The sequence below is a fragment of the Micromonospora sp. NPDC023814 genome (genome assembly GCF_040639595.1).
Classification (GTDB): Bacteria; Actinomycetota; Actinomycetes; order Mycobacteriales; family Micromonosporaceae; genus Micromonospora.
In genome coordinates this window covers 1-24,631 of the sequence record NZ_JBFAAF010000015.1, presented here as the reverse complement: position 1 = coordinate 24,631, position 24,631 = coordinate 1, and the positions used below count along the sequence as shown (strand labels likewise).

Genomic DNA, 24,631 nt, shown 5'->3' with positions numbered 1-24,631 from the left:
ACGACCGGTCGTGCTTATTTATTAGCCTCTGCCCATGACACTCGACGGACGAGTCGCGCGGGGCGACCGGACCCGCACGGCCGCGCTGGACGCCGCCGTGGTGCTGGCCACCGAGGTCGGCCTGCACGGGCTCTCCCTCGCTCAGCTCGCCGACACGCTCGGGGTCAGCAAGTCCGGGCTGTTCGCGCACTGGCGCTCCAAGGAGGCGCTCCAGCTCGCCACCATCGACCGGGCCGTGGAGCAGTGGCAGGAGCGGATCGTCGCCCCGGCCCTGCGCGCCCCCCGCGGCGTACGGCGGCTCTGGGCGTTGCACCAGGCCCGGATCGACTTCTACGCCGCCCGGGTGCTCCCCGGCGGCTGCTTCTTCGCCAGCACCGACTTCGAGTACAACGCCCGCCCCGGCCCGGTCCGGGACCGGCTCGCCGAGGTGTTCGGCCGCTGGGCCGCGTTCCTCGAACGGCTCGTCCGGGAGGCCGTCGACGCCGGCGAGCTACCCGCCGACACCGACGTCCCGCAACTGGCGTACGAGATCGACGCGCTCGGGATCACCGCCGCGCTGCGCTCCCGGCTGCTGGACCCCGACACCGCCTACCGGCACGCCCGCCAGGGCCTGCTGAACCGCCTACGGGCGCTGTGCCCCGACCCCACCCTGCTACCGGAAGGCCGCTCATGAGCCACGCCATCGCCGACCAGCCCGCCGTCGAGTTCGGTCACGTCGAGCACGTCACGGTGCACTTCGACGACCTCGACGCCCTCGGCCTCCTGCACAACGCCCGGTACGCGGTGCTGCTGGAACGGGCCCTGACGCCGTACTGGGCCGCCCGCGGCGTCTCGTTCCAGGGCGGGCAGCGCAGCGCCCCCGACGTGTTCCACGCGGTACGCGAGTTCACCATCACCTACCGCGCCCCGATCACCGGCACCGGGCCCGTGGCGGTGCACTTCTGGCTCGAACACTTCGGCACCAGCAGCGCCGAGTACGCCTACCAGTTCCGCTCCGTCGACGGCCGGATGGTGCACGCCGAGGGCCGGCGCGCCATCGTCCGGCTCGACCCGGCGACCCTGCGACCCGCCCCGTGGACCGAGACCGCGCGGACGGTGGCCGCCACCCTGCTCCGCCCCGCCCCGGCCCCGGCCTGACGCGGTCAGCGGAAGAAGGCGCGCAGCAGCGCGGCGCTCTCCGACTCCAGGACGCCGCCGTAGACCTCCGGCCGGTGGTTGAGCCGACGGTCGCGCAGCACGTCCCAGAGTGAGCCGGCGGCCCCGGTCTTCGGCTCCCACGCGCCGAACACCACGGTGGACACCCGGGCCAGCACGAGCGCGCCCGCGCACATCGTGCACGGCTCCAGGGTGACCACCAGCGTGCAGCCGTCGAGCCGCCAGCGGCCCAGCCGCTCCGCCGCCCGGCGCAGCGCCAGCACCTCGGCGTGCGCCGTCGGGTCGCCGGTCAGCTCCCGCTCGTTGCGCCCCGTCGCCAGCTCGGCGCCGTCCGGCCCGTAGAGCACGGCGCCGACGGGGATGTCGTCGGAGGCGTCCTCGCCCGCGCCGCCGGGGGGCTCCGCCGGCCCGGTGACCGCGACCTCCAGCGCCCGGCGCATCCACAGCTCGTGCCGCTGCCGCCGGCCGGCGCCGTCCGGGTCGGCCAGCCCCTCGTGCGCGCCGGGCCCGACCCGGCCGACCGAGCCGGGGGTCGGCTGCCCCGGCCGTACGGTCTCCAGCGCCGGATCGGTGGCGTCGGCCGGCTCCCCGCCGCCGGCCCCCGACCGACCCGGCCCGGCGGCACCGGACGGGTCAGACCTCACGCAGCTCCTCGACCTCGTCGGCGCAGCCGAGCATCAAACACACCTCGGCGGTCACGTCGGCGGGCATCATGCCCTCCTGCGCGCAGAGGTTGAGCAGCTTCTGCGCGGGGATGCCCAGGTCGGCCAGGATGTCGGCGTCGCCGACCGGGTCGGCCTCGGGGTCGACGGCGGGCTGCTCGCTCTCCTCGTCGCCGGAGGGGGCCGGGCGCGGCTCGTCGGTGTCGTCCGTCCCCGTCACCGAGGTCTTGAGGTCTCCCACCAGCAGCGCGCCCAGCCGGGACTCCTCCGCGTACGCCGAGTCGGAGCCGAAGACCCGCAGGTCCTCCCCCTCGTCCAGGCGCAGGATCACCAGGTAGGCGTCGTCCGCCTCGACGAAGAGCAGCGACAGGTCGGCGTCCTGGTCGACGTCGCGCAGCCGGTCGGCGACGTCGTCGACGTCGGTGACGCCCCGCAGGTTCACCTCGGCCGCGGTCCAGCCGCCGCCGTCACGCACGACCGCCGCAGCGAAGTACGACACGGTCCCCCCAAAAGCCTCGGCACGCCGACCCGTTACGCGTGCACGTTAGCCGGTCGGGTCGGCAGGCGACCGGTCAACGCCCCGAAGGGCCGGTCAATCCCGAGGAAACTCTCGTCAGCCGGCGACGCGACGGCGGGTGGCGATGAGTTCCCGCAGCCGCTCGCTCCGCACCCGCTGCGGCCGCTCGCGCTGGCGGACGGCCCGGGCACCCGCCAACTCGGCGAGGAGCTGTTGGCGACGACGGCTGCGCTCGGGATCGAGCCGCGGAGTGGTCCAGGCCATACCGCCGAGGGTGCCGAGTCCGGGCGGCCACGTCAAGACGGGATTCGCTGCGCAGCCGGCCCGCGACGCAGCGCAGCCGCGCCCGCCGTGCCGACCCACTCGTGACCGGGGCCTACCAGAGCGGCCAGTCCCCGCTCGACGCCCAGCGCACCGCCACGACGGCCGCGGCGATGCTCCACCCGCCGGCGGTGACGATCGCGACCCCGGTGGCCACCCCCCGGTCGCCGGCGCGGACCAGCAGCAGCGCGGCCAGCCAGGCCAGGCCGCCGGCCGCCACCGTCCACCAGGCGTACTCGGACACGCTGCGGCCGAGCAGGCCGAACAGGAGCAGCCAGACGGTCGCCGCGCCGCCGCCCACGGCGACGCCCACGCCGGTGACCGGGTGCGGCTCGCGGTAGGTGGGCCGCGACGGCGGCCCGGCGGGGAAGAGCCCCGAGGGGGCACGCGGCGCCGGGCGCAGGTCCGGGTCGGGCGGGAAGGCGTACGGTCCGGTCGTCACCTGCGCCTCCCTCTGCCGTGCGGCTCGTCCCACCGTACCGACTCTGTCAGGATGTCCGGGTGCCCCCGCCGACGATCCGACGCCGCCGCGCGCGTCCGGCGTACCCGGTCCTGCTGCTGCTCGTGCCGGTGCTGGCCACCGGCTGCGCGACGAGCCGGCCCGGGACGGCACCCGGCACCCCCCGCCCGAGCCTGCCGGCCACGGCCGCGCAGCCGGCGCCGTCGTCCGCCGCCCCGACCGACGCCGCCGCCCCGACCGGCCCGTCGGCGGCGCCGACCCGCGCCGGGCTGCCGCACGTCTTTCCGGTACGCGCGGCGAACGTCGCCTACCACCCGACCCACTCGGCCTACCCGGGAACGGACATCTTCGCCGACTGCGGCGAGCCCGTGGTGGCGGTGACCGACGGCGTCGTCCTGGAGGTCAGCCGGGTGGACCGGTTCGACAAGCGGGGGCCGCGAGGGCCCTACAACGGCGGGCTGTCGGTCTCGCTGCTCGGCGACGACGGGGTGCGCTACTACGGCTCGCACCTGCGCCGGATCGCCGACGGGATCGACGCCGGCGTGCGGGTGCGGGCGGGGCGGCTGCTCGGCGAGGTCGGCCGGACGGGCAACGCGAACAACGTCTGCCACCTGCACTTCGGCATCTCCCCGCCGTGTACGGGCCGGGACGGCTGGTGGATCCGGCGGGGCGTGGTCTGGCCGGCGCCCTACCTGAACTCGTGGCGGCGCAAGGGCAACCGCGAGCCGGCCGCCGAGGTGGCCGCGTGGCACCGCCGGCACGGCTGCCCGAAGGCGCCGGCGACGACCGGCTGACCGCGCCGCCGGCCGTCCCTGCGACCGGCGGCGCGGGGGCGTATTTTCCATGGAATGAGCGCCCGGGACCCGATCGCCGATCTCCGCCGGATCGCCTTCCTCCTGGAGCGGGCGAACGAAGCGACCTACCGGGTCCGGGCGTTCCGGTCGGCGGCCACGGCCCTCGCCGCGCTACCGGCAAGGGAGATGGCCGAGCGGGCCCGCACCGGCAAGCTCACCGAGCTGTCCGGGGTCGGCGACGTCACCGCCCGCTGCGTCGCCGAGTCGCTCGCCGGCGAGGAGCCGGTCTACCTGCGCCGACTGGTCGCCACCGAGGGCACCGACCTCGACGCGGCGGCGACCGCGCTGCGCACCGCGCTGCGCGGCGACTGCCACACCCACTCCGACTGGTCCGACGGCGGCTCCCCCATCGAGGAGATGGCGCTCGCCGCGGTCGAGCTGGGCCACGAGTACGTGGTGCTGACCGACCACTCGCCCAGACTGAAGGTGGCCCGGGGCCTGACCGCGGACCGGCTGCGCCGCCAGCTCGACCACGTGGCGAAGGTCAACGAGGCGCTGCCGGAGGGCTTCCGGATCCTGACCGGCATCGAGGTCGACATCCTCGCCGACGGTTCGCTGGACCAGGACGAGAAGCTGCTGGCCCGCCTCGACGTGGTGGTCGGCTCGGTGCACAGCGGCCTGAACGACGAGCGGGCGAAGATGACCCGGCGGATGCTGGCCGCGATCGCGAACCCGCACCTGGACATCCTCGGCCACTGCACCGGGCGGATGGTGTCGTCCCGGCCGGCCGGCGTGAAGGGGCCGGGCGACCGGGCGCACCGGCCGCGTACCCGGTCGGAGAGCGACTTCGACGCGGACGCCGTCTTCGCCGCGTGCGCCGAGCGCGGGGTGGCCGTGGAGATCAACTCTCGGCCGGAGCGGCAGGACCCCCCGAAGCGGCTGATCCGCCGGGCCCTGGAGGCCGGCTGCGACTTCGCCATCAACACCGACGCGCACGCCCCGGGGCAGCTCGACTGGCAGCGGTTCGGCTGCGAGCGCGCCGCCCTCTGCGGGGTGCCCGCCGACCGGGTGGTCAACACGTGGGACGCCGACCGGCTGGTCGACTGGGCGCGCGGGCACGCCGCGCGCTGAGCTGTCGCCTCGCCGGCCGCCCCGGGCCGGGGCGCCCGGCCGAGACTGCGGTACCGCTCAGCGTCAGGTGGCCCGCGCAGACCGCGCGGCGACGTCGGCCGGTGCCGTTCAGCGAGGGGTGGCCGGCACGATGGCCGGCGCGGGCGGCGCGGCGGCGTCGGCCGCCGGCCGACGCCGGCCGATCAGGCCCTGCGAGACGGCGACGCCGAGCAGCACGATCAGCGCGCCGACCGGCTGGTGCCAGGTGAGCCGCTCATCGAGGGCGAGGGCGCCGATCAGCACCGCGAAGACCGGGATCAGGTAGGTCACGGTGGAGGCGGTGCTCGCCCCGGCGACCCGGATGTTGCGCATGTTGATGACGAAGGCGAGGCCGGTGCCGAGCGCGCCGAGCGCCAGCACGCTGGCGACCACCTCGACCGAAAGGCCGGTCGGCGCCGGCGGCGCCCCCGCGACGAACGGCGCGACGACCGCGAGCTGGGCCGCCGCCATCAGCAACTGCGCCGCCGAGAGCGAGAGCCCGGAGTGCGTGCTGCCGGCGACGAACTTCTTCTGGTACGGGATGGCGACGCCGTAGCAGGCGGCCGCGCCGAAGCACATCAGCTGCCCGACGAAGTGTGCCCCGCCCACGCCCTGCCAGACGCCGAGCACCACCAGCACGCCGACGAAGCCCAGCGCCAACCCGACCGCGCGGCGGACGGTCAGCCGCTCGGTGCGGAACACCAGCACCGCCAGCGGCAGCACGATCAGCGGAGTGGTCGCGTTCCAGATGCCCGCGAGCATCGACTCGACCCGCTGCTCGCCGTAGCCAAAGAGGGTGAACGGCACGGCGACGCCGAACGCGGCGACCACGGCCAGGTGCGCCCAGACCCGAGGCTCGGTGGGCAACCGGTCACGGAGCACGGCGAGCACCACCAGCAGCGTCACCGCGCCGGCGCCGACCCGGTAGAGGGTGAGGTGCAGCGGATGCAGCTCCTCGACGCCGACCTTGATGAACAGGAAGCTGGAGCCCCAGATCGCCGCCAGCGCGACGAACCCGGGCAGCCAGCTCCGCAGCGCCGCCCGGTCAGGGGTGATATCCGCCGTCACTCCTGACACTCTGCCGCAGCCCCACGACAATGTCCCGCGACTTTCTCCACGTCGTGTCGACCACCACAGCGACCGTCCTACCGGTCGGGATCGCGCCGTCGCGACGCTGCCCCCGGGTGTCTTCGCCGACGGCGGGCCGGCGCGCCGTCACCTGTCCGGACCGGCCGCGCGACCGCTGCCCTGAACACCGCAAACACGCTCGACAACTCGGCAGCCGCGTCGCGTAGGGTCGCAGCGTGGGACGAATCGATGACCTCGCGAACCGGTACGTGGCCGACTGGGCGCCGCTGAGCCCGACCGGCGCCACCTACGTCGGCATTGCCGGCTACGACGGCCAGCTCGACGATCTGTCACCGGACGGATACGCCGCCCGGGCCGGGCTGATCCGACAGACTCTGGCCGACCTGGACGTGACCGAGCCGGAATCAGAGTCGGAACGGACCGCCAAGGAGGCCATGCAGGAGCGGCTCGGCCTCGACCTCGCCCGCTACGAGGCGGGCGAGACGACCAGCGAGGTGAACGTGATCGCCAGCGGCCTGCACGAGGTCCGCATGGTGTTCGACCTGATGCCCACCGAGGGCGACGACGCCAGGGCCAACATCGCCGCCCGGCTGAACGGCTTCGCGGGCGCGCTGGAGGGCTACAAGGCGACGCTGCGCGAGGCGGCCGCCGCCGGCCACGTCAGCTCCCGGGTGCAGTTGGTCGAGGTCGCCAAGCAGTGCGACATCTGGACCGACCCGGACGGCGACAACTTCTTCCACGGGCTGGTCGAGCGGCTGGGCGCCGACGGCAGCCTCGGTGCCGAGCTGCGCCGGGGCGCGGCGGCGGCGACCGCGGCGACCGCCGAGTTCGGGCAGTTCCTCCGCACCGAACTGGCCCCGCTGGGCCGGGAGAAGCAGGCCGCCGGCCGCGAGCGCTACGAGCTGGCCTCGCAGTACTTCCTGGGCGCCAGGGTCGACCTCGACGAGACGTACGCCTGGGGGTTCGAGGAGCTGGCCCGGCTGGAGGCCGAGATGCGGGCGGTGGCCGCCCGGATCGTCGGCCCCGGCGCGACCATCGACGAGGCGGTCGCGGCGCTGGACGCCGACCCGGCCCGGACCATCCAGGGCAAGGAGGCGTTCCGGGACTGGATGCAGGCGCTCGCCGACAAGGCGATCAGCGACCTGAACGGCACCCACTTCGACATCCCGGAGCAGGTCCGCCGGATCGAGTGCTGCCTCGCCCCGACCAGCGACGGCGCGATCTATTACACCGGCCCGAGCGAGGACTTCTCCCGCCCCGGTCGCATGTGGTGGGCGGTGCCGCAGGGCGTCACGGACTTCTCCACCTGGCGCGAGGTGACCACCGTCTACCACGAGGGCGTGCCGGGTCACCACCTCCAGGTCGCCCAGACCGCGGTCCGCGCCGAGCTGCTCAACCGCTGGCAGCGGCTGCTCTGCTGGGTCTCCGGGCACGGCGAGGGCTGGGCGCTCTACTCGGAGCGGCTGATGGACGATCTGGGCTACCTGGACGACCCGGGCGACAAGCTCGGCATGCTCGACGGGCAGGCGTTCCGGGCCGCCCGGGTGATCGTCGACATCGGCATGCACCTGGAGCTGGAGATCCCGAAGGACAACCCGTTCGGCTTCCACCCGGGCGAGCGCTGGACGCCGGAGCTGGGCTGGGAGTTCATGCGGGCGCACTGCCGGGTGCCGGACGAGAACCTGCGCTTCGAGCTGAACCGCTACCTCGGCTGGCCGGGGCAGGCCCCCTCGTACAAGGTGGGCGAGCGGATCTGGCTCCAGGCCCGCGACGAGGCGAAGGCCCGCAAGGGCGCCGACTTCGACCTGAAGGAGTTCCACCGCCAGGCGCTCGACCTGGGCTCGCTCGGGCTCGACCCGCTGCGCAGGGCGCTCGCCCGCCTCTGAGGTGCGGTGCGGGGCCGGCGGGACACCGGCCCCGCACCGGCGGCACGGTCCGGTTGCGTCGACAAATGCGGCGGATGGCCTACTGTTTGCCGGTGAGCCTGAGCGACGTGCGACGCGACTGGACAAGGCTGGGCGCGGAGGACCCCCTCTGGGCAGTGCTGGTGCAGCCCGGCAAGCGCGGCGGGCGGTGGGACGTCAAGGAGTTCCTTGCCACGGGCCGCACCGACGTCGAGGAGACGGTCCGCTGGTTGGGCCAACTGGACCTGCCCACGCGGTGGGAGCGGGCACTGGACTTCGGCTGTGGCGTCGGGCGGCTGTCACAGGCGCTCGCCGCCCACGCGGATGAGGTCGTCGGCGTCGACATCGCCCCGTCCATGCTCGAGAACGCCCGGAAGCTCGACCGTAGCGACGGCAGGATTCGCTTCGTGCTCAACGACGCGGCCGACCTTAGCCAGTTCCCCGGCGGCCACTTCGACCTGGTCTACAGCGCCCTGGTGCTGCAACACCTGCCGCGTCCCGCAATCGACCGCTACCTGGCGGATTTCCTGCGTGTCCTGCGACCGGGAGGGATCGCCGTCGTGGGGCTGCCGACGGAACCGGCACGCACGGCAAAGGGTTTCATCTGGCAGCTCGCACCCTACCGACTGATCAGTTGGGCGCAGCGCCGGCTGCTCAACTACCCGGCACCGATGCGCATGACGCCGGTGCCGCACGCCGACATGGTGAGCCTGGCAACCAGACATGGGGGCGAGATCGTCGGCCAGCGGCCGGACCTGCCGTACACCGAAGACTGGCGGTGCACCCGCTACGCGCTGCGCCGCCAGTAACTGCCGGGCCGGCGGATCCGCGACAAACGTGGGGCCGGTCGACCCGATGGTCGACCGGCCCCACATGGTTCAGGCGTACCGCTACGTCACGACTCGCTGCGCTGCGTGTGGCGGGGTCCGGACGGCACCGTCGGCTCGTCACGCGGCCCCGCCGCCTGCGACGGAAGGTCGGCAGTCGGTCGGTCATCGGCGTCCACAGCAGCACCGGCCGAACCCTTGCGGTTCGCGCGGATCGCCTGGAACACGCCCAACGCCACCAGAAGCAGGCCTAGGACGCCGAGTGCGATCGGCACCACCAGGGTAAGCAGGTTGATCTGCTGGCGCGCGTTCTTCGCGACCTTCGCCTGCTGCTTCTGGGTCTCCTCGGTGAAGGCGAGCGTCGCCGAGATGATCTTGATCTTGTCCACGCCAGCCGCGTCCCGCAGCGTCTGCAACTGCTCTTCCCTGCCCTTGACGATCACGCCACTGTCGGGCTCCACCCAGAGGGTTCGCTTGTTGGCGTAGTAGCGGCCGGCACTGGCCATCGGCTCGGTGGAGCCGAGAAGGTTGCCGGGGACCTTGATCTCACTGATCTTGATCGGCTCGACCGTCATCTCGAACCTGTAGACGGTCAGCCCTTGCAGCTCTTCGGTGCCCACGTACTGAGCCGGGTAGGCCTGGCGGGCGCTGTTGTCGAAATACTGGTAGGTCTTCTTCTCGGTCCCGAACGGGAACGTGTAGGTCAGACCCTTGTGCTTGAAGGGCGTGCCGTTGATGTCCTCGGCGCAGCAGGCAACCGCCTCCGCCGTGCGGCGGTCGAGGGCCACCCGGTCGGTGCTGACGGTGATCTCCTTGTCGGCCTCGTCGGTCACCCGGACGCCGACGTTGAAGACGGCCCGGTCCTTGTTGCCGGCCCCGACATCGCCCCGCACTGCGCGCACTGCGGTCAGGTTGACGTTACTGCGCTCCGACAGCGTGCCGAAGTCCAGAACTGTAGCGTTCTCGGCCTTCGAATAGGTGACCGAGCTCTGGTCCAGGGGCACCTTGACGAGGGCCGGCGCGACGTACAGCGGCGTAGCGAAAGCCCCAACAATCAGGAACGTGCCCGCCGCCACCAAGACGGCACCCGGCGCAGGTCGCATGTAGCTCCTCCCCATATACAGCTCGACTGGTCGGCTGACAGTACATGATTGAGAGTGTTTTCGGATATGGTCCGACTCGGCGTCCTGAGCCGCACCAATCCGGCGGGAAGCAGCCTCGCCGTCGCCCCGCCCACATGGGATGTTGAGGAAATGTGAGCCCTTCTGTCGAGTCGGACCGAAGCAGTGAGGGAGGGCGGACGCCCGCTCCGAGTGCCCGCGGTTCCGAAGGATGGTTGCCCGCCCTGGACGGGCTACGCGCCCTGGCGGTGGCTGGCGTCCTCGTCCATCACGTCGCCTACCTGAGCGGGTTGACCACCTCGGTGGGGCACGCCGGTGGGCTGCTGGCCCGGCTGGACGTCGGCGTGGCACTGTTCTTCGCCATGTCCGGTTTTCTCCTGTACCGACCATTCGCGCTCGCCGCCATTCACGCGCGACCGGAGCCTTCCGTACAGAGATACCTGTGGCACCGCGCGCTGCGCATCCTGCCGGCCTACTGGGCAATGGCGGTTGTCGCACTCGTCTGGCTCAACATCAATTACCTCCGGTCAGTCTGGGACTGGACGATTCCCCTGTTTCTGGCGCAGATTTATCAGCCATTGCGGCTGCCCGTCGGGATGGAACAGACCTGGAGCCTCGCCACTGAGGTGGCGTTCTACGCGGCGCTGCCGGTCGTCGCCGTGCTCGGTCGACGCCTGGGTGGCCGCACCCCACAGGCTCGCGCACGTCGTCAGTTGGCGCTCGGCGCCGGGCTCGTCCTAGCCGGCCTCACCTGGAACGGGTACACCCACGGGCCGAACTCGCCACTGCCGCAACTGGCCGTGCTCTGGCTCCCCGCGTACCTGGACTGGTTTGGGATCGGGATCATGCTGTCGGTCCTCGCGGGCTGGCCTGCCGGCACCGCCCCGGGCGCGATCCGCGTCTCGCCGGCGCCCTCCCCGGACGGCACGCCCCCGACCGACGGCGACCTGTGGAACGCCACTCCCCGCGGGCTGCGCACCGTCATGATCGCCCCTGGGACGTCCTGGCTGATCGCCGCCGCCCTGCTCTGGATCGCCAGCACCCCGATCGCTGGTCCCCGCTCGGTTGAACCCGCCACGCCTACCGAGGCAATCACCGAACACCTGATGTTCCTCGCGATGACCTGGTGCGTGATGGCCCCGCTCGTCGGCCCAGGACCGGGCGGCCTACCTCGTCGGATCCTCAGTCATCCCTGGTCCAGGTTCCTCGGCCGGATCTCGTACGGCGTCTTCCTCTGGCACCTCCTCGCCCTCGAAGCCTGTTTCCGGCTGCTCGGGTTCACCCGGTTCGACAGCTCGTTCGGAGTGCTGCTGGTGCTGACCGTGGCCCTCACCGTTCCGGCGGCGATCGCCAGTTACCACCTGATCGAGCGGCCGGCGCAGCGGCTCCGGCGGCTCGTAGGGCGGCGGCCGCCGGCCGTGCGGAATCCGCCCGGCCGGCCCTCGATCGATGCCAACGCGGAGTCCGGCGGTCCCAACCAGGTCCCGGTCCTCCAAGCCGCGGCGTCGGGCCCGGCCGAGCAGCCAACCGGGTCGCCGTATCTGGTGCCGGTCATCGACCCGACGAAAGCGCAGCGCCAAGGCGGCGACCGCGACGAGGAGCAGGCCAGTCGGGATCGCGCCGAGTAGCGCGGCGAGCGGTTCCGAGCCGATCCCCGGCAGCCACCACCGCGTGGTCCCGTGCATCGTGAGGCCGAGGACGGCTGGCACCCAGGTCCAGGCGGGAGCGGGCGCACGCCGTGGGTGCAGGGCGACGAGCAGGAGTGCGCACCCGAGACCCACCGGCCCACCCAGCAGGGCCGGCACCCCGACGGCGAAAAGGGGCGCGGTCGGCATCGTCACCGGAACCGCTGGCACCACAGGGTGCCACGGCCGGCGACGGGCCGGAACCACCGCCGCGACGACCAAGGCCAGGAGCAGGACGACCGCGATCCGTAGGACGAGGTGGTACTGCACTCCGGGCGTGAAGACCAGTTCGACCCGACCGCCGTCCCCGGCCGGCACGTGCCAGGCCTGCTTCCAACCGTCGACCCGTACCGGTTCGAGCCGAACGCCGTCGAGCGAGGCCCGCCAGCCCGGGTTGGCGTTCTCTGGGACAACCAGATAGCCGCGTGTACCGGACCCCACCTGAAGCGTCCGACGCTGGTCGTTCCAGCTGATCACCCGCGAGACACGCACGTACGGCTCGTCGTCCCCCCGCGCGGTCATCGACCGGCCCGCCGTCGTGCTGGTCAGCAGCACACTTTCCACCACGAAGCGGTCCGCCGGGGCGAAAACCTCGTTGGGCCCCCGCCGCAACGCCACCGGGGTCGGAACGGCGCGCGGCCGGGCGCGGGACTCGACCGCGCAGGACCGGTACGGCAGGGGCCGTAGGTCCCGCAGGTCACGAAGGGTTCCGGACATCGTCGTCGGCACCCGGGTTCCATTGACGACGATGATCGGCCCGGCACCACAGGGCAGGGTCACCTCGCGGGCGAGATCGCGGGGCCGGTTGGCTTCCGGCACTCCTTGGACGTCCATCCCGCTAAGCCCCAGCGGCAGGGCCTGTGGCTCGAACAGCGCTGTCGACCGGCTGACCCGCGGCACGGTCGAGGTCACCGCGACGACGAGGTTGCGGGTGTGCAGCGCGGGGAAGCGGACCATGCCGTCCAGGCCGACCGTCGTCTCGCGGATCCCGTCGTCACCGGTGATCCGGACCGTCTTCGGCGGCGCGCCGACGAGGCTCGGAGCGAAACGCAGCCGCACCCAACTCACCTTCCGAACCTTGGCCCACCTCAGTTCCATCGTGGGCTGCGGATCATTCGGGTCCGCCCACCAGGACGTGCCGTCGTCTCCGTCGCCCAACGCCCTCCCGGAGGCGACCGGATCGGAGAACCACGCGCTCGACGTGGCGAACACCGGCCCAGCCGCCAAATCGTCGTACGCCGCGAGAGCGGTGGCCGGGTTCGGCCGGGCCAGGCCGATCACGTGGGCGGTTGACGCCGCCGGCAACTCAAAGCGGCGGGGCAGTAGAGCGGATTCCTCGCCACGGCGGATCAGGTCGGGGGCGCAGACGTAGTGGTCGCCGGCGACAGTGCAGGCCGACCGTCCGTCAGGCTTGCGGGCGAGAGCGACGACCTCCGGCGAGCCGGCGGAGGCGGGCAGCGCCGGCATCCGCAGAAATCGTCCGGAATGCACGCCCGGGACCCGCAGTTCGCGGATCCCCGCCCTGCGCCCTGGAACGTCGTGGTCGGCCACGCCATCAACCGTCACCCGCAGCCAGGTGGTGAGACCCGACGGCAGCGCCAACCGGATCGGTGCCCGTCCGGCGGTGGCCACCCAGTGCACGAAGGAACCACCCGCGGTGCTGACCCGGACCCTGGTCACCGGCGCCCCGATCAGCTCGTCGTCGATCACCTGGATTTCCACCGACTGCGCCTGGATCTTGCCTTGGAACCGAACCTCCAGCCACTGGCCCACGGGCTTGCGCGCGCCGTCCGACAGCCAAGCCGTGCCCGTGTCACCGTCGACGGCCGCGAACGGCAACGCGGACGGGTCGCGCAGCCCGGCCGGACCCGCGACATCGGCCGCGCTGGACGATGCCCGAACGTCGGCCACCCCGGTGTATCCGGCCGTGGTCAACGACGACCGCCAGCCAGGTTCGAGGATGTCGTGGACCACGCGCGGCTGCTCGGGTCGGTCGTCGGGGGTGAACGTGCGTGAGGTGTTGCCCCGGACCAGCCCGAAGTCGACCTCCCGGCTGCGGAGGCTGTCGGCGAGGACGACACCCGCGTCTGTGGATGCCCCGGCGTCGCCATCGAGGATCACCGGCCGGTCGCCGAGCAGACCCGCGTCGGCGAGGTCGAGCAGTGTCTCCGGTGCACCGACCAGGTTGAGCGGCTCGTCCGCGTCCGTGAGGGTCGCGCGCGCCGCCGGCACGTCGACCTGGTAGATCTCCACCGCCGGGTACGGCCGGTGCAGCCCGTAGTCCCATGCGCCACCGAGGTCTGGCTCTGCCCCGACCGTCGGCCCGAAGTGCGCGACCCGCGACAACCCGGGAGCGCTGTCCAGCGTCCGGTGCACGAGCACGGGCCAAGCGGTGGCGCCGAGGGCCGGCCGGAGATCGTTGCGGACTAGCAGGTAGCGCACCCCGAGCCGGCCGAGGACGTCTGCCAGCCCCGGCGAGGCGGCACCCGTCGCCAGCCGCGCGTCGATCGCGGAGAGCAGCCGGGCGTTGCCTGCCGAGCCGGCCGGCACCAGCGAACGCACCGCCCACCTGGACTCCGCCAGGGCCTGAATCGGCTCGTCCATCGGGCGGCCCCAGCCGTACTCGGCGAAGTTCGACCCGGGCACCAGCAGCGTCGTGCTGTGCCCGGCGTTGCGGTCGAGCCACCCGGCAGCCTGTCGCCAGTGCTCGGGCAGGGCCGGAAAGCCGCCACCGGCGGCGAGTCCCGCGGAACCCGCTCCGGCGGCGATCGCGAACACCGCGGCGGCGGTGACGATCACCGCGGCGCGGCGGGGTGCCATCTCGGCGGGCCGTGGAAGGCGACGGATGGTCGCCACCCGGCCGGCGGTGTGCAGCATGTGCGCGGTGGCCAGGGCCAGCGGCAGGCGGAGGACGACGTCAAACTTGTGCAGGTTTCGCAGGGCGGCGAGCGGGCCGTCGAGGACCTCCCGCACCGTCGGGCCGAAGGCCGCTCCCACGTCCGACACGTTCCCCGCCGTCAGGCTGAGCAGCCCCGCCACGGCCGTGATTCCCAGGAAGCGCCGCTCCGGCAGGTCCCGGCGGGCGAGCCCGGCCAGCCCGACGCAGGCGACGAGGCCGGTGAGGACAGCCAGCCACGGCACCGTCGCGAACGCCCACCCCGCACGCCACCAGGGCACCCCGTCGACGGCCAGGTAACCCACCCAGTGGGTTGCGCCGCGAACGGCCTCCGGGACCGTGGTGACGCTCGTCGTCACCGCCGCGCTCTCCGTGTAGGGCAGGAACGGGAAACCGTGGCGTTGCAGGAGCAGCAGCGGTGCCAGCCACCAGAAGGTCGCCGCGACCAGCGCCGCAGTCCACCAAGCGAACAGGACGATGCGCCGCCGTCCCCGCGCACACGTCAGGACGAACAGGAACGCCGGCAGCACGGCGCACGCCGCAGCGGCCCCGTTCGCGCCGCCCATGCAGACCACCGCCAGCCCGCTGAGCATGGCCGCCCGCCGTAGGGAGCCGCCGGCGGCGCCCCTGACCAGGGGCAGCACCACCCACGGCGCGACGCAGTAGGGCAGCAACTCGAGCGACACCGTGCCGACCAGGGTCAGCGCGCGAGGGGAGAGCGCGAACACCGCGCCCGCGACCAGCCGGGACGCCGGACCACCCAGGTCGAGGGCGCGGGCGAGCCGCACCGTCCCGGTGAACGCCACGCACAGCAGGGCGGCCATCCACAGCCGCTGGACGACCCACGCCGGGAGGCCGACCGCATCACCGAGGAGGAAGAACGGCCCCATCGGGAAGAAGTAGCCGACGGCCTGGTTCTGAAGCGTGCCGAACTGCCACTCAGAGGTCCAGAGATCGGAGGCCCGGGTGAGGAAGCCTGCGGGATCCACGGCCATGTCGAGCTTCGTGTCGGGCACTATGAGGCCGGGCTCCTGAGTGATGCAGAGACCGACAAGGGCGAGGCAGATCAGCACCTCGCGCAGGCGCCACACCGCCGCGTACGCCGAGGCCGACGAGGTGCCGGAATCGCGCAGAGCGGCCCACCACCCAGTCAGCACTGCCGTTCCGGAGCTCCGGTGAGCAATTCCTCCGTGGTGGCCTCCTGCTGGGTCACCGCGTCGTCGGGGACGCCGGCCCGGACCAGCACCTCCCGGACCGCCGCCGCTTCCGCGCCGGGAACCAGGACCCACAGCCGGTCCCGCTCGACCACCAGGTGCCGGGTGCGCGGAAGCAGGGGCGCCACCCGGGCCAACAGGCCCTCCGGCTGGTCGGTCCGGACCACGAGGCATGCGTTCCCGGGCGACCACGGCACCGCGCGGGGGCCGAGCATGTCCGCCAGCACCTCCCGGACCCGCCGGCCGGTGTCGGCCCAGCGGAACGAGCCGCTCCACCGCCGACAGTCGGCGGCCGTCCGGGCGGCGTTCTCGGGCACCGCGAGCCAGTCCAGCGCGCGGTCCAAGCCGGCGGCCAGGTTGCCCGTCGGGTCCTCACCGTCTGGTACCAGCCATCCGGTCCGCCCCGGTCGTACGGCGTCGCGCAACCCGTCCACGTCGAAGGCGACCGTCGGCAGCCCGGCGGCCGCGGCCTCGACGACGACAAGCCCCCATCCCTCGCCCCAGGAGCCCGAGACGTGCAGCCAGGCGGCGTCCATCAGCGCGTCCCGATCGGCGGCTGGCAGGAAGCCGTGGACGGTGACCGCGTCGTCCAGGCCACGCGCGGCGACATGGCGCCGGATCGTCCCCACGTCCGGCCCGCTGCCCACGACGTCCAGGTGCAGTTCGGGTCTGAGGTCGCGAAGTCGGCCGACGGCGTCGACCACCAGGTCCACCCGCTTGTGCCGGGTCACCCGGCCGACGCAGACGAGCCGGGGCCGAGCGTCCCGCTTCCTGTCGGCGTCGCCACCGGGGGCGGTGGGCGCGCCGGCCTCGTTGGGTACGACGGCCCCGTTGGGTACGACGACGACCGGCCCCACCCACCGCAGCCGGTCCCGCACAGCGACGGCGGTGGACGGGGAGACCGCGAGCATCACCCCCGTCCGGTAGACCCGGCGGGCGACAGGTCCCTCCAGCCACGCGCCGAACCGGCCGACGACCGGGCCGAAGTACAGCCGGAACTGCCGGTCGTGCACATGGTGGATCACGCAGACCACCGGCACGGATCGGGGCAGCACCAGCGGGCTGAAGAAGGGGATCCCGTTCTGGCAGTCGACCACGGCGTCGAACCGGCGCCGACGTCGCAGCAACCAGCTCAGCACCCGGGGATAGATGCTCCACCGGCCGCCCACCCGGACGATCCGGATGCCCTCTCGAATCACCTCGGCGCTCTGCCCGGCGGGGCGGGCGGTGACGAAGGTGACCTGTGCTCCGGCGGCGACCAGGTCGCGGGCGACCTGCCAGGCGTAGACCTCGGCGCCACCCGCGTCCGGATGCCAGGGATCCTTCCAGTTGAGCACCACGATCCGGCGCCCCGCCACGTCGACGTCGCTGGTGGATTCGAGGACGGTGACGGTCCGGGCGTTGCGACCGCTCACGGTCGCACGCCCACCGTGGCGGCGCCACCGGTCATGTCCGGGGGCACCGAGAGACCGACGACCGACAGCGCTGGGACGGTCTCGACCTGCCGTAGCCGCCGACGGATAACCGCAACGTCCACGAAGCTGCGCCAGCCGTGGCGCACCGGGGAAAAACGCGAGCCGGGCACGTCCACCCAGTTGACCGGAATCTCCACCAGCCGTGCTCCGGCACGCTCGGCGCGTCCCAGCACCTCCACGTCGAAGGCGAAGCCCCCGCAGCGCAGCGGCTCGAAGGCCCGCCGTGCGACATCGGCGCGGAAGAACTTGAACCCGCACTGCGTCTCGCTGACGCCCCGCACCACCTGCCGGACAGCTCCCCGGAATGCCACCGCGCCCCACCGCCGCAGGACGCTGTGCCGGTCCTGGACCACCGACTGCGGGTGCGCGCGCGATCCCACCACCGCGTCGGCACCGCCGATGAGAAGGCTCAGCACGTGCGCGAGGTGGTCGGGTGCCGTGGCCAGATCCGCGTCGCAGAAACCCACATAGCTCGCGTCGGAGGCCAGCATCCCGGTCCGCACAGCGAACCCCTTGCCACGGTCGACGCAGTGCAGGAGCCGGACGGGCACTGCGCTGGGAGGCGTGGCAGCCACGACATGGGCGGTCTCGTCGGTGCTCGCGTTGTCCACGACGGTCACCCGGCAGGGGACGCCGAGGCCGGCCAGCGCCTCTCGAAGCAGCAACAGGGTCTGGGGCAGGCGCCGCGCCTCGTTGTAGGCGGGCACCACGACGTCGAGGACGACGGTGCCTGACGACACGTCAGGAGGGCGGACCTCCATGAAGGGCCGTCAACGCTCGCCGTACACGATGATCGGCTGTTCGACGTTGGCCGGGGTGGTGTTCCCGACGTACGACGTCCCGAGCGACACGACCAGGATGCCCAGCACCGCCCCGATGGCCGCGGCGACGACGGCGGTGAGGAGGGGATTGAAGGATGCCTTCATTGACGATCCTTTCGACAAAAGTGACCGGACAGTAGCACGTGTCGGCGGCGAATGGAGGGGCGCAGAAGGGCGAGCAGCAGGGTGCCCCCGAGTACCGAATAGCCCAGGGCAGGAGCAATGCCGACAGTCCTGCCGGAGGCGGAAGAATCGCCGCCAGACAGGCGTAGCAGCGTCAGCGTCGGGTCCCGCCGGACGACTTCCGCGCTGCCGAAGCGGGCCTGGTCCTCCGCGCCGCCGGGCTGATCGGTCTGAACGAGCACGTATCGGACGCCATGGCGACGGAGGGCAGGGCCCGGATCGCCGGGTGCCGCGAGGAGAGCCGCCACCCGATCGGCCTCAAAGCTCTCGCCACGGATCCGGGTCCTCCCGACCAGCACGTCCTGGTCGCCGACAACCGGTCGACGAAACGCGCGCGGGGCCGGGTCGAGCACGGGCACGTCGCCGGCCCACCGGTAGGCGCGGAACGACGACCAGGGCAGCGAGACCACGCTCCCGGCGACGGGGTCGGCGTTCACCACCGCCCGTACCGCTGCCCACTCCGCGGGGTAGGGGACCGTGTCGAGCTGACCACCCAGGCCCCACGCCATGCCTGGCAGAAGCAGGACCGGAGCGACCGCCACCAGCAGGGCGAGCGCCCGAACGGCCGCCGCCACCAGAGACTCCACGAGCATCCCGAGGCCGACCGCCTGCAACAGCGCGAGCGGGGCGAGCAGCCGGGTACCGTCCCGGACGGCGCCAGTCGCGGGAAGGTGCATGACGAGAGCGACCATCAACCTCTCGCCCATCGGCCAGGCCGCGACGACGGCGATCGCGGTGCCGAGGGCGGCCCCAGAAAGCAGTCCCCACCACGCGGCGGGCGGCCAGCGGCGACGGGCCAGGAGAAACCCCCAGGCCGCCGACGCGGCGAGCGCGAGCGCGAGCAGGGCAACCGGCCACTGGTCGCGCCCGAACGGAACCGCGTGCCTGCTCCAGATCCCGCCCAGCGTGACCACGCTTCCGAGCACCCCGAGCGGCGTGTCGGCCCGGGCGGCGAAGGCCGCGACGCCGCGCTCGTCGATGGCGAGCACGCCGTCCCGGTGCGCCAGGGCCATCAGCCAGGGGGCCGTCAGGCCGGCCAAGACCGCCGCACCCGCCAGCAGCGCCCGCCAACGGCGGGCCAGGGCGAGAGCCGGCCCGCAGGCAAGCGCCGCGGCCAGCACCAGCGCCGGCCCACCCACAACGACCGCGAGCCCACCGGCCACGGTGCCGCGCCGGCCCGGTCCGGCGGCGTCCGCCGGCCGCCGTACCACGCCGAGGACCCAGGCGTACGCCCACGGCAGAGCGGCGTATCCCGCGACGATGGCCCATTGCCCGAGATGCAGTCGTCCGTACACCCAGGGGTTCCAGACGTAATAGAGGCCGGCGGCGATACGAGCCACGGGATGGCCGACCGGGGCCAGCCGGGCGGCGCCGACCGCCGCCAGGGCCAGTGCGCCCCCGAGGAGCACCTTCTCCGCGACGTCCGCCGGCACCAACTGACTGAGGCCCACGGCGAGGAACTCGCTGGGCACCGCGCGCGGCAGTTCGGAGCCGCTGCCCCAGACGACCGCGCCAAACGGCGGTTCGGGGACGAACACCAGGTCGTACCGCAACACGAAGCCGCTGGGGAGGACCGGGCCCAGGATCGCCACGACCACGCCGAGGCCAAGCACCGCCTCCGGCCACCAGCGACGGCACCAGGCGACGACCCTGGGCCATGCGAGCCCTGGTGACGGTCGGCGCACGAGGACCCCCACAGTGTTCCGCCGTCGACCGCTCCGGACACCCGATCGGCACTCTCTAGGCACGGGTCGACGCTGGCGGTAGTTTGCCAGACGACCTCGATGAGCGGCTCGCGGCGACGGTGTGTCGCTCCGGGCGACAACCGTCCCGCACGGCGGAACCGACATGAGGCGCGATGACTGAGACGACAGCCAAGCCGAACATGGGCCGCATGGGAGCGTCCGGCGCCTCCGTGGCGGTCGCGGCGATGGTGACGAATGGGCTGGCCTATCTGGTGCCGATGCTCGGCGCTCGCCACCTTGCCGTCGAGGAGCTCAGCGTCCTGGCCACGGTGCTCGCGCTCGTCGCCATCGCCAGCGTCACCGGCACCGGGCTGCAGATGGCGGTCGCCGTGCACCGGGCCCGCTACCCCGGCGCGCCGACCACTCGGGTCACCGTCGTCACCACGGCCGTCACCGGCATGGCCATCGTCGCCGCAGCACCGCTGCTGATGATCGCCCTGCGCCTGTCCGCCCAGGTCGTGGCCCTGGCCGCAGCCATGACCTTCGCCGTCGTCCTGGCCGGTGGCTGGCTCGGGGAGCTCCAGGGCGACCAGCGATTCCACCGTCTCGCCGCTGGCATGGGGGTGCTGGCCGTCGGGCGCTACGCCGGCATGGTCGTAGCGCTCGTCCTTGGTGCGGATGTCATCGCCACGCTCCTCGCCGGCATGGTGACCGGGTACGCCGCCCTGCCGATCCTGGCCTGGATCGCGCGCCCCGACCGCCAGCGGACAGCGGCGGACAGCGCCGTCGAGACCGCGAACACACTGCGGATCCGGCAGGTCCTGAGTGCCGGCACGGCCGCGCTGGCGATGCTCGTGGTGTCGTACGCCGACCTGATCTTCGCCCGCCAACTGCTTCCGGCGTCGGAGTCGGGCGCGTACGCCGTCGGCGCGGTGCTCACCAAAGGCGCGCTGTGGGCGCCGCAGGTAATCACTGTGCTGGCGCTTCCCCGGCTGGCCGTCGGGGACAGCCGTGCCCGAACGGTCGCTCTCGCCGTCGTCGGCGCCTGCGGCGTCGTGCTCGTCGGAGCCTCGGCCCTGGCTGGCGGACTCGCGTTCCGCCTGGCGGGCGGGGCGAACTACGCACAGTTGGACGGCCACGCCCCGTACTTCGCCGCCACCGGCGCGCTGTACGCGCTGGTGTTCGTCCTCGTTAATGCAAAGATCGCGGCCGGAACCCGGTGGCCCTCCGCGCCCTTGTGGGCCGCGACCGCTGGCCTCGCTGTCATGGCGGTCCTCGTCGCGCCGCGCACCTTCGAGGGGATCATGTGGAGCGCCGTCGCCACCGCCGCGTTCGCGTTCCTCGTGACGCTTCTCAGCTCGTCGACAGCCAGCCGTGGAGCAGGTGGTGGTCGATCGAGTCGACCCGGCCGAGCGGCCACCCGGCGGCCACCCGCTCGCGCAGCTCGTCCCGGGTGAACCAGCACGCCTCCAGCAGTTCCTCGCCGTCCACCCGCACCTCCTCGGACGCGGCCGTGGCCCGGAAGCCGACCATCAGTCCCGCCGGGAACGGCCACGCCTGCGACCCCACGTACGTCAGGTCGGTCACCGTCACCCCGGCCTCCTCGGCCATCTCCCGCCGGACGGCGTCCTCCAGGCTCTCGCCCACCTCCACGAAACCGGCGAGCGTCGAGTACGCCCCCTCCCGCGCACCCGCGTGCCGGGCCAGCAGGCAGCGGTCCGGTGCTCCGGGCGCCTCGACCAGCACGATGACCGCCGGTTCGATCCGGGGAAAAAGGAGCCGGCCGCAGTCCACCCCGGTGCAGGACCGGACGTGTCCCCCGCCCCGGGCGACGGCCGACGCCCCGCAGGCGCCGCAGAAGCGCTGCTGCCGGTGCCAGTGCAGCAGCCCCCGCGCGTACGCCTGGACGGCCGCCTCGGCCGGACCGAGCCGGCCGACCAACGCCCGGACGTCCACGGCGGCGCCCGCCCCGGCCGCCTCGACGGCGGCGGCCTCGGACCGGCTGGAAAGGTCCACCGCGAAGACGGCCGACGTGTCGTCGCCCATGCCCAGGAAGGCGGTCTCGTCGGCGAGGGCGAGCACCCCGGCCGCCAGGTCGCCGGTCAACCGCACCGGCACGTCCTCCGCAACCAGGCACCGGTCCCGCCAGAACGGCAGGACGACGCTGCCCGGGTCGGCCATCAGCGCCGCGATCCGCTCCGGGTCGGCGCGCAGCTCCCCCGCCCGGTCCAGCCAACCGCCGCCGTACGCCAGGACCGCCTCGTCCGCTCGCATGCCCCTACCGTGCCATGACCGCCGCCGCGCCGCGCACCCGGGCAGCCCCCGCCGACACGCCGCGCGACACGCGCTGCCGCAACGGGAGGGGCGCAGACTGCCGCCGCGCCGGGCCGTTGGTTACCGTAGGTGTCTTCCGGGCGGGGCGAGCGCTCCCCCCTTGTGGTATGCCCCGATCGAGGTGACCGTGACGCTGTACGGCGAGAAGAACCCACCCGCCGACGACCGGCCCACTGTGCAGGTCACCGCGGTGACCTGGCCGGGTGACGAGCCGGAACCCGTCGTGCCCGCCGGCCGACCGGGCGGGGGGTCCCGGTCCCGCCGGGTCCGCCTGCTGCTCGCCGCCGGTGTCGCCACGGCGGTGCTGGCCTCCGTGGCGGGGGTGGGTGCCTACGCGTACGCCGGTGACGTGCCCCGCGGGACGACGGTGCTCGGGGCGGAGCTCGGCGGGAAGAGCCGCGCGGACGCCGCCCGGGAACTGCGGGCGGCACTGGACCGCCGCGCCGGCGAGCTCGCGGCCCCCCTGTCGGTACGCGTCGGCGAGCGGACCGCCGAGATCGTCCCGGCCGAGGTCGGCCTGGCGGTCGACGTCGACGCCACCGTGGCGGCGGCGGCCGAGGCGGACGCGCACGCGGTCGACCGGCTCGTCGGGTCCCGCGCGGTGCAGCCGGTGGTGACCGTGGACGTCGCCCGGCTCGACACCGCCCTGAAGAAGGTGGTCGGCGACCAGGGCCGGAAGATGACGATGCCGGCGATCACCTGGAAGGGCACCACGCCGAAGGCGGTGCACCCGAAGCCGAGCCTCGCGCTGGATCCGGAGCGCTCCGCGCAGGTGGTGCGGGAGGGCTGGCTGAGCCGCCAGCCGGCGACCGTGCCGCTGGTCGAGACGCACCCGGCGACCACCGCCGAGGAGGTGGACCGGCTGGTCGCCGAGCTGGCGGAGCCGGCCGTCGCCGCGCCGGTCACGCTCACCACCGACAAGGGATCCGTGCAGATCCCGCCGAAGGCGATCGCGAGGAGCCTGCGGTTCACCGCCGACAAGGCCGGCAAGCTGACCCCGCAGGTCGACGTGAAGCGGCTGCGCGCCGCGCTCGGCGACGACCTGGCGACGATCGAGGTGCCGCCGAAGGACGCCCGGATGACCATCTCCGGGGGCAAGCCGAAGGTCGTTGACGGCAAGCCGGGGCAGCAGCTCGACAGCGCCGCCCTCGGCCGCGACCTGCTGGCCGTCCTGCCGAAGACGGAGGACCGCAAGGTCACCGGTGAGCTGAAGCCGGCCGAGCCGGAGCTGACCGCGGAGAAGCTGGCCGGGCTCGGCATCAAGGAGCGGGTGTCCACGTTCACCACCCGGTTCACCGGTGGGCTCTCCTCGCCGCGCAGCCAGAACATCATCACGATCGCCAAGGACGTGGACGGCACGGTCGTACTGCCCGGCGAGACGTTCTCGCTCAACGGGCACACCGGTGAGCGCGGCTACGCCCAGGGCTACCGGGACGCCCCGGTCATCCTGAACGGCAAGCTGGTGCCGGGCGTGGGCGGCGGCACCTCGCAGTTCACCACCACGCTGTTCAACGCGACCTACTACGCGGGCCTGGAGGACGTCGAGCACAAGCCGCACTCGTACTGGTTCAGCCGGTACCCGGCGGTCATCGAGTCGACCATCTTCTGGCCGGACCTGGACTTCAAGTTCCGCAACAACACCGAGTACGGCGTCCTGATCGACACCTCGTACACGTCCAGTTCCATCACGGTGTCCATCTGGAGCACCAAGATCTGGGACAGCGTGAAGACGGAGTACAGCCCGCGGCGCAACATCACCCAGCCGAAGACCGTCTATCTGGAGCCGGGCCCCACCTGCATCCCCGCCAGCGGCAGCCAGGGCTTCACCCAGGACGCCTTCCGGGTCATCAAGAAGGACGGCAAGGTCGTCAAACGGGAGAAGTTCACCTGGCGCTACGACGCCGAGCCGCGCTTCATCTGCGCCCGCGAACCGTCCTGACGTCCGTCCCACTCCCGCACGTCGCTGCCCCGCCTGCCCCGCCGGCGGGGCAGTTTCCTTTCCGGCGTACGCACACCCCGCGCTGGCTCTGTTCTCACCAGGCGGCGGGCTCGGGCCGGGTGCGTGACTCCTTCGCTTTGATCGGCCGGGCGTGGTGTGGGCCTGCCTCAGTTCGCGTCCCGTTGATGTGGCGCGCCCAGGTGGGTGGGGGGTGGCGTGCTGCCTGAGCGTTTGTTGCGGTGTCGGGTGGGTGGGGTGTGCGCTGCCGAGCGTTTGTTGCGGTGTTGGGTGGGTGGGGGTGGGGCCTGGTAGGTCAGCGAGGTGGGCGGCGGTGGTGGTGGCGACGTCCGGGCCGGGGTTGACCGGCAGGAGCCGAAACATCCTGGCTTGGGCGTCAGTG

20 protein-coding genes and 1 pseudogene are annotated in these 24,631 nt (G+C 73.0%); 9 read left to right on the top strand and 12 right to left on the bottom strand.

The window, feature by feature from the left end; genetic code table 11:
- Positions 1-34: 34 nt before the first annotated feature.
- Both AB0G14_RS10865 and AB0G14_RS10860 read left to right on the top strand, forming a co-directional pair.
- A complete protein-coding gene (locus AB0G14_RS10865) occupies positions 35-673 on the top strand; it encodes a TetR/AcrR family transcriptional regulator (protein WP_357695992.1) in 639 nt (212 codons plus the stop codon).
- Complete coding sequence (locus tag AB0G14_RS10860; protein WP_357695990.1) at positions 670-1,137, top strand: hotdog domain-containing protein; 468 nt, start codon at positions 670-672, stop codon at positions 1,135-1,137. Before AB0G14_RS10865 ends, AB0G14_RS10860 begins: the two co-directional genes overlap by 4 nt.
- A gap of 5 nt (positions 1,138-1,142) precedes the next feature.
- Here AB0G14_RS10860 and AB0G14_RS10855 read toward each other — a convergent pair whose 3' ends face one another.
- From AB0G14_RS10855 to AB0G14_RS10840, 4 genes are all read right to left on the bottom strand, one after another.
- On the bottom strand, positions 1,143-1,595 hold the full coding sequence (locus tag AB0G14_RS10855) for a nucleoside deaminase (RefSeq protein WP_357696155.1): 453 nt from the start codon (positions 1,593-1,595) through the stop codon (positions 1,143-1,145).
- A gap of 193 nt (positions 1,596-1,788) precedes the next feature.
- Positions 1,789-2,316 (bottom strand): tRNA adenosine deaminase-associated protein, encoded by a 528-nt coding sequence (locus AB0G14_RS10850; protein ID WP_357695988.1) that lies wholly within the window; start codon positions 2,314-2,316, stop codon positions 1,789-1,791.
- A gap of 114 nt (positions 2,317-2,430) precedes the next feature.
- Positions 2,431-2,598: a hypothetical protein gene (locus AB0G14_RS10845; RefSeq protein ID WP_350709602.1), complete on the bottom strand. Its 168-nt coding sequence runs from the start codon at positions 2,596-2,598 to the stop codon at positions 2,431-2,433.
- A 112-nt stretch (positions 2,599-2,710) separates the two neighbouring features.
- The gene (locus tag AB0G14_RS10840) at positions 2,711-3,058 is read right to left on the bottom strand and encodes a hypothetical protein (RefSeq protein WP_350709641.1); all 348 of its coding nucleotides are present in this window, start codon (positions 3,056-3,058) and stop codon (positions 2,711-2,713) included.
- Positions 3,059-3,156: 98 nt separating this feature from the next.
- Here AB0G14_RS10840 and AB0G14_RS10835 point away from each other — a divergent pair, with 98 nt between their 5' ends.
- Together AB0G14_RS10835 and AB0G14_RS10830 are read left to right on the top strand one after the other, a co-directional pair.
- Positions 3,157-3,909: a M23 family metallopeptidase gene (locus tag AB0G14_RS10835; RefSeq protein WP_357695986.1), complete on the top strand. Its 753-nt coding sequence runs from the start codon at positions 3,157-3,159 to the stop codon at positions 3,907-3,909.
- A gap of 54 nt (positions 3,910-3,963) precedes the next feature.
- Positions 3,964-5,040: a PHP domain-containing protein gene (locus AB0G14_RS10830; protein ID WP_357695984.1), complete on the top strand. Its 1,077-nt coding sequence runs from the start codon at positions 3,964-3,966 to the stop codon at positions 5,038-5,040.
- Positions 5,041-5,148: 108 nt separating this feature from the next.
- Here AB0G14_RS10830 and AB0G14_RS10825 read toward each other — a convergent pair whose 3' ends face one another.
- The gene (locus AB0G14_RS10825) at positions 5,149-6,126 is read right to left on the bottom strand and encodes a DMT family transporter (RefSeq protein ID WP_357695982.1); all 978 of its coding nucleotides are present in this window, start codon (positions 6,124-6,126) and stop codon (positions 5,149-5,151) included.
- 236 nt (positions 6,127-6,362) lie between these two features.
- Here AB0G14_RS10825 and AB0G14_RS10820 point away from each other — a divergent pair, with 236 nt between their 5' ends.
- Both AB0G14_RS10820 and AB0G14_RS10815 read left to right on the top strand, forming a co-directional pair.
- Positions 6,363-8,033 carry a DUF885 domain-containing protein gene (locus tag AB0G14_RS10820; RefSeq protein ID WP_357695980.1) on the top strand — a complete coding sequence of 557 codons (1,671 nt, stop codon included), beginning with the start codon at positions 6,363-6,365 and terminating at the stop codon, positions 8,031-8,033.
- A 92-nt stretch (positions 8,034-8,125) separates the two neighbouring features.
- Positions 8,126-8,860, top strand: coding sequence for a class I SAM-dependent methyltransferase (locus AB0G14_RS10815; protein ID WP_357695978.1), 735 nt, complete (start codon positions 8,126-8,128; stop codon positions 8,858-8,860).
- An 86-nt stretch (positions 8,861-8,946) separates the two neighbouring features.
- Here the strand turns inward: AB0G14_RS10815 and AB0G14_RS10810 are convergent, their stop codons facing one another.
- Positions 8,947-9,981, bottom strand: coding sequence for a DUF3068 domain-containing protein (locus AB0G14_RS10810; protein ID WP_357695976.1), 1,035 nt, complete (start codon positions 9,979-9,981; stop codon positions 8,947-8,949).
- A 152-nt stretch (positions 9,982-10,133) separates the two neighbouring features.
- On the opposite strand from AB0G14_RS10810, the pseudogene AB0G14_RS10805 reads away from it, so the two are divergent.
- A pseudogene (locus AB0G14_RS10805) lies at positions 10,134-11,285 on the top strand (acyltransferase); the annotation flags it as partial.
- Here AB0G14_RS10805 and AB0G14_RS10800 read toward each other — a convergent pair.
- From AB0G14_RS10800 to AB0G14_RS10780, 5 genes are all read right to left on the bottom strand, one after another.
- Positions 11,166-15,653: an alpha-(1->3)-arabinofuranosyltransferase family protein gene (locus AB0G14_RS10800; protein ID WP_357696152.1), complete on the bottom strand. Its 4,488-nt coding sequence runs from the start codon at positions 15,651-15,653 to the stop codon at positions 11,166-11,168. The pseudogene AB0G14_RS10805 and the gene AB0G14_RS10800 sit on opposite strands and share 120 nt — an antisense overlap.
- Before the next feature lie 77 nt (positions 15,654-15,730).
- Positions 15,731-17,209: a glycosyltransferase family 4 protein gene (locus AB0G14_RS10795; protein ID WP_357695974.1), complete on the bottom strand. Its 1,479-nt coding sequence runs from the start codon at positions 17,207-17,209 to the stop codon at positions 15,731-15,733.
- Positions 17,206-18,009, bottom strand: a complete 804-nt coding sequence (locus AB0G14_RS10790) for a glycosyltransferase (protein WP_357695972.1) — start codon at positions 18,007-18,009, stop codon at positions 17,206-17,208. Before AB0G14_RS10790 ends, AB0G14_RS10795 begins: the two co-directional genes overlap by 4 nt.
- A 30-nt stretch (positions 18,010-18,039) precedes the next feature.
- Entirely contained in the window at positions 18,040-18,195 is a 156-nt protein-coding gene (locus AB0G14_RS10785; protein WP_357695970.1) for a hypothetical protein, read from the bottom strand.
- Positions 18,192-19,886, bottom strand: coding sequence for a hypothetical protein (locus AB0G14_RS10780; RefSeq protein WP_357695968.1), 1,695 nt, complete (start codon positions 19,884-19,886; stop codon positions 18,192-18,194). The genes AB0G14_RS10785 and AB0G14_RS10780 overlap by 4 nt, the downstream gene beginning before the upstream one ends.
- 245 nt (positions 19,887-20,131) lie before the next feature.
- Between AB0G14_RS10780 and AB0G14_RS10775 the strand changes: the two genes are divergently transcribed.
- Entirely contained in the window at positions 20,132-21,415 is a 1,284-nt protein-coding gene (locus AB0G14_RS10775) for a polysaccharide biosynthesis protein (RefSeq protein WP_357695966.1), read from the top strand.
- Here the strand turns inward: AB0G14_RS10775 and nudC are convergent.
- Positions 21,312-22,232, bottom strand: coding sequence for an NAD(+) diphosphatase (gene nudC, locus AB0G14_RS10770; RefSeq protein WP_357695964.1), 921 nt, complete (start codon positions 22,230-22,232; stop codon positions 21,312-21,314). The two genes, AB0G14_RS10775 and nudC, sit on opposite strands and share 104 nt — an antisense overlap.
- A 181-nt stretch (positions 22,233-22,413) precedes the next feature.
- Here nudC and AB0G14_RS10765 point away from each other — a divergent pair, with 181 nt between their 5' ends.
- A complete protein-coding gene (locus tag AB0G14_RS10765; RefSeq protein ID WP_357695962.1) occupies positions 22,414-24,231 on the top strand; it encodes a VanW family protein in 1,818 nt (605 codons plus the stop codon).
- The last annotated feature ends 400 nt before the right edge of the window (positions 24,232-24,631 follow it).

Coding starts and splice junctions, on each gene's coding strand:
- AB0G14_RS10855 (WP_357696155.1), bottom strand. CDS start 1,595: ATGCGCCGGGCGCTGGAGGTCGCGGTCACCGGGCCGGCGGAGCCCCCC.
- AB0G14_RS10775 (WP_357695966.1), top strand. CDS start 20,132: ATGACTGAGACGACAGCCAAGCCGAACATGGGCCGCATGGGAGCGTCC.
- AB0G14_RS10860 (WP_357695990.1), top strand. CDS start 670: ATGAGCCACGCCATCGCCGACCAGCCCGCCGTCGAGTTCGGTCACGTC.
- AB0G14_RS10810 (WP_357695976.1), bottom strand. CDS start 9,981: ATGCGACCTGCGCCGGGTGCCGTCTTGGTGGCGGCGGGCACGTTCCTG.
- AB0G14_RS10785 (WP_357695970.1), bottom strand. CDS start 18,195: ATGAAGGCATCCTTCAATCCCCTCCTCACCGCCGTCGTCGCCGCGGCC.
- nudC (WP_357695964.1), bottom strand. CDS start 22,232: ATGCGAGCGGACGAGGCGGTCCTGGCGTACGGCGGCGGTTGGCTGGAC.
- AB0G14_RS10865 (WP_357695992.1), top strand. CDS start 35: ATGACACTCGACGGACGAGTCGCGCGGGGCGACCGGACCCGCACGGCC.
- AB0G14_RS10830 (WP_357695984.1), top strand. CDS start 3,964: ATGAGCGCCCGGGACCCGATCGCCGATCTCCGCCGGATCGCCTTCCTC.
- AB0G14_RS10845 (WP_350709602.1), bottom strand. CDS start 2,598: ATGGCCTGGACCACTCCGCGGCTCGATCCCGAGCGCAGCCGTCGTCGC.